The following is an 804-nucleotide window of genomic DNA, read 5'->3' as shown; positions in this document are numbered from 1 at the left end:
CGATGCCGCGCCACTGTTTGAGGCGGTTGAAGCACCGCTCGACGACGTTGCGCCGTTTGTAGACCTGCTTGTCGAAGGCCGGCGGACGTCCGCCACGGCTGCCGCGCCGGAGCCGGTTGCGGATCTGGTCGGACCGTTCCGGGATGGTGTGCCGGATGTTCCGCCGCCGCAGCCAGCCGCGTATGGCTTTGGAGCTGTAGCCCTTGTCGCCGATGACGTGGTCGGGGCGGACCCGGGGCCGTCCCGGCCCCAGCCGGGGCACCCGGATCGCCTGCATCACGGCGGTGAACAGCGTGCAGTCGTTGGCGTTCCCGCCGGTGACGGTGAAGGCGAGCGGTCGCCCCACAGCGTCGCAGGCCAGGTGGATCTTGCTGGTCAGGCCGCCCCTGGACCGGCCGAGTCCCGGGGTGCGGAGCCCCCTTTTCGCGCTCCGGCCGCATGCTGGTGGGCTCGGACGATCGTGGAGTCGACCGACACGAGCCACTCGATGTCCCCGGCTGCGTCGGCCTTGGCCTGGGCGGCCCGGAGCATGCGCTCGAAGGTGCCGTCCTTGGCCCACCGGCGGAAGCGGGTGTGCAGCGTGGCCCAGGAGCCGTACCGCTCGGGCACGTCCCGCCAAGCGGTCCCGGTACGGAACTTCCACACGATCCCGTTGAGCACCGTGCGGTCGTCCATCCGCTTCCTGCCCCGCAGCGATTCGGGCAGCAGCGGCCGGACGAACTCCCACTCGGCATCCGACAGTTCATGGCGACGTATCACCCGACCATGATCCCCGACCGAAGATCATTTGACGACAGACCCTAG

Annotated in this window: 1 pseudogene; it reads right to left on the bottom strand. The window is 69.8% G+C overall.

What is annotated here, in order from left to right:
• A pseudogene (locus tag ABD329_RS47895) lies at nucleotides 1-759 on the bottom strand (IS5 family transposase); the annotation flags it as partial.
• Nucleotides 760-804: the final 45 nt, after the last annotated feature.

Origin of the sequence: Streptomyces javensis (assembly GCF_039525925.1) — a bacterium.
Lineage (GTDB): Bacteria > Actinomycetota > Actinomycetes > Streptomycetales > Streptomycetaceae > Streptomyces > Streptomyces asiaticus.
The sequence above is the reverse complement of the archived record's forward strand: the minus strand, read 5'-3'. Positions and strand labels throughout refer to the sequence as shown.